Raw genomic sequence first — 3,218 nt, forward strand, 5'->3', positions numbered from 1 at the left:
TGCTTTCGCAATTGGGGTTTCGGAATTTAATCTTGACGATGACCTACTCTCACATGGGGAAACCCCACACTACCATCGGCGATGCATCGTTTCACTTCTGAGTTCGGGATGGGATCAGGTGGTTCCAATGCTCTATGGTCGTCAAGAAATTCGGGTACTGACTCGTGACCTTTTGGCCTCGCTTCAGCAAATTGGGTATGTGACAGCTGTCGGTGTTTTGTGAGCATCGAACTTTCGGTTCATTGCGTCTTCACACACCGCAATCTGGCCTTTCGACTCAAATTGCTTGGGTGTTATATGGTCAAGCCTCACGGGCAATTAGTATTGGTTAGCTCAACGCCTCACAGCGCTTACACACCCAACCTATCAACGTCGTAGTCTTCGACGGCCCTTCAGGGAACTCAAGGTTCCAGTGAGATCTCATCTTGAGGCTAGTTTCCCGCTTAGATGCTTTCAGCGGTTATCTATTCCGAACATAGCTACCCGGCAATGCCACTGGCGTGACAACCGGAACACCAGAGGTTCGTCCACTCCGGTCCTCTCGTACTAGGAGCAGCCCCTCTCAAATCTCAAACGTCCACGGCAGATAGGGACCGAACTGTCTCACGACGTTCTAAACCCAGCTCGCGTACCACTTTAAATGGCGAACAGCCATACCCTTGGGACCGGCTTCAGCCCCAGGATGTGATGAGCCGACATCGAGGTGCCAAACACCGCCGTCGATATGAACTCTTGGGCGGTATCAGCCTGTTATCCCCGGAGTACCTTTTATCCGTTGAGCGATGGCCCTTCCATACAGAACCACCGGATCACTAAGACCTACTTTCGTACCTGCTCGACGTGTCTGTCTCGCAGTCAAGCGCGCTTTTGCCTTTATACTCTACGACCGATTTCCGACCGGTCTGAGCGCACCTTCGTACTCCTCCGTTACTCTTTAGGAGGAGACCGCCCCAGTCAAACTACCCACCATACACTGTCCTCGATCCGGATAACGGACCTGAGTTAGAACCTCAAAGTTGCCAGGGTGGTATTTCAAGGATGGCTCCACGCAGACTGGCGTCCACGCTTCAAAGCCTCCCACCTATCCTACACAAGCAAATTCAAAGTCCAGTGCAAAGCTATAGTAAAGGTTCACGGGGTCTTTCCGTCTAGCCGCGGATACACTGCATCTTCACAGCGATTTCAATTTCACTGAGTCTCGGGTGGAGACAGCGCCGCCATCGTTACGCCATTCGTGCAGGTCGGAACTTACCCGACAAGGAATTTCGCTACCTTAGGACCGTTATAGTTACGGCCGCCGTTTACCGGGGCTTCGATCAAGAGCTTCGCGTTAGCTAACCCCATCAATTAACCTTCCGGCACCGGGCAGGCGTCACACCCTATACGTCCACTTTCGTGTTTGCAGAGTGCTGTGTTTTTAATAAACAGTCGCAGCGGCCTGGTATCTTCGACCGGCATGGGCTTACGGAGCAAGTCCTTCACCCTCACCGGCGCACCTTCTCCCGAAGTTACGGTGCCATTTTGCCTAGTTCCTTCACCCGAGTTCTCTCAAGCGCCTTGGTATTCTCTACCCAACCACCTGTGTCGGTTTGGGGTACGGTTCCTGGTTACCTGAAGCTTAGAAGCTTTTCTTGGAAGCATGGCATCAACCACTTCGTGTTCTAAAAGAACACTCGTCATCAGCTCTCGGCCTTAAGATCCCGGATTTACCTAAGATCTCAGCCTACCACCTTAAACTTGGACAACCAACGCCAAGCTGGCCTAGCCTTCTCCGTCCCTCCATCGCAATAACCAGAAGTACAGGAATATTAACCTGTTTTCCATCGACTACGCTTTTCAGCCTCGCCTTAGGGACCGACTAACCCTGCGTCGATTAACGTTGCGCAGGAAACCTTGGTCTTTCGGCGTGGGTGTTTTTCACACCCATTGTCGTTACTCATGTCAGCATTCGCACTTCTGATACCTCCAGCAAGCTTCTCAACTCACCTTCACAGGCTTACAGAACGCTCCTCTACCGCATCACTTACGTGATACCCGTAGCTTCGGTGTATGGTTTGAGCCCCGTTACATCTTCCGCGCAGGCCGACTCGACTAGTGAGCTATTACGCTTTCTTTAAAGGGTGGCTGCTTCTAAGCCAACCTCCTAGCTGTCTAAGCCTTCCCACATCGTTTCCCACTTAACCATAACTTTGGGACCTTAGCTGACGGTCTGGGTTGTTTCCCTTTTCACGACGGACGTTAGCACCCGCCGTGTGTCTCCCATGCTCGGCACTTGTAGGTATTCGGAGTTTGCATCGGTTTGGTAAGTCGGGATGACCCCCTAGCCGAAACAGTGCTCTACCCCCTACAGTGATACATGAGGCGCTACCTAAATAGCTTTCGAGGAGAACCAGCTATCTCCGAGCTTGATTAGCCTTTCACTCCGATCCACAGGTCATCCGCTAACTTTTCAACGGTAGTCGGTTCGGTCCTCCAGTTAGTGTTACCCAACCTTCAACCTGCCCATGGATAGATCGCCCGGTTTCGGGTCTATTCCCAGCGACTAGACGCCCTATTAAGACTCGCTTTCGCTACGCCTCCCCTATTCGGTTAAGCTCGCCACTGAAAATAAGTCGCTGACCCATTATACAAAAGGTACGCAGTCACAGAACAAAGTCTGCTCCCACTGCTTGTACGCATACGGTTTCAGGATCTATTTCACTCCCCTCTCCGGGGTTCTTTTCGCCTTTCCCTCACGGTACTAGTTCACTATCGGTCAGTCAGTAGTATTTAGCCTTGGAGGATGGTCCCCCCATATTCAGACAAAGTTTCTCGTGCTCCGTCCTACTCGATTTCATGACTAAGAGATTTTCGCGTACAGGGCTATCACCCACTATGGCCGCACTTTCCAGAGCGTTCCGCTAATCTCAAAGCCACTTAAGGGCTAGTCCCCGTTCGCTCGCCACTACTAAGGGAATCTCGGTTGATTTCTTTTCCTCAGGGTACTTAGATGTTTCAGTTCCCCTGGTTCGCCTCTTGCACCTATGTATTCAGTACAAGATAACCATCTTATGATGGCTGGGTTCCCCCATTCAGACATCTCCGGATCAAAGTCTGTTTGCCGACTCCCCGAAGCTTTTCGCAGGCTACCACGTCTTTCATCGCCTCTGACTGCCAAGGCATCCACCGTATGCGCTTCTTCACTTGACCATATAACCCCAAGCAATCTGGTTATACTG

At 51.5% G+C, this 3,218-nt stretch carries 2 rRNA genes; both read right to left on the bottom strand.

Annotated features, from left to right (window positions below):
* Positions 1-30: 30 nt before the first annotated feature.
* Positions 31-146, bottom strand: a 5S ribosomal RNA gene (gene rrf, locus ABX75_RS27915).
* 151 nt (positions 147-297) lie between these two features.
* Positions 298-3,189: ribosomal RNA gene (locus ABX75_RS27920) — 23S ribosomal RNA — on the bottom strand.
* Between the last annotated feature and the right edge of the window lie 29 nt (positions 3,190-3,218).

This window comes from Pseudomonas sp. ARP3 (assembly GCF_001029595.1).
In the GTDB taxonomy this organism is placed as follows: Bacteria; Pseudomonadota; Gammaproteobacteria; order Pseudomonadales; family Pseudomonadaceae; genus Aquipseudomonas; species Aquipseudomonas rhodesiae.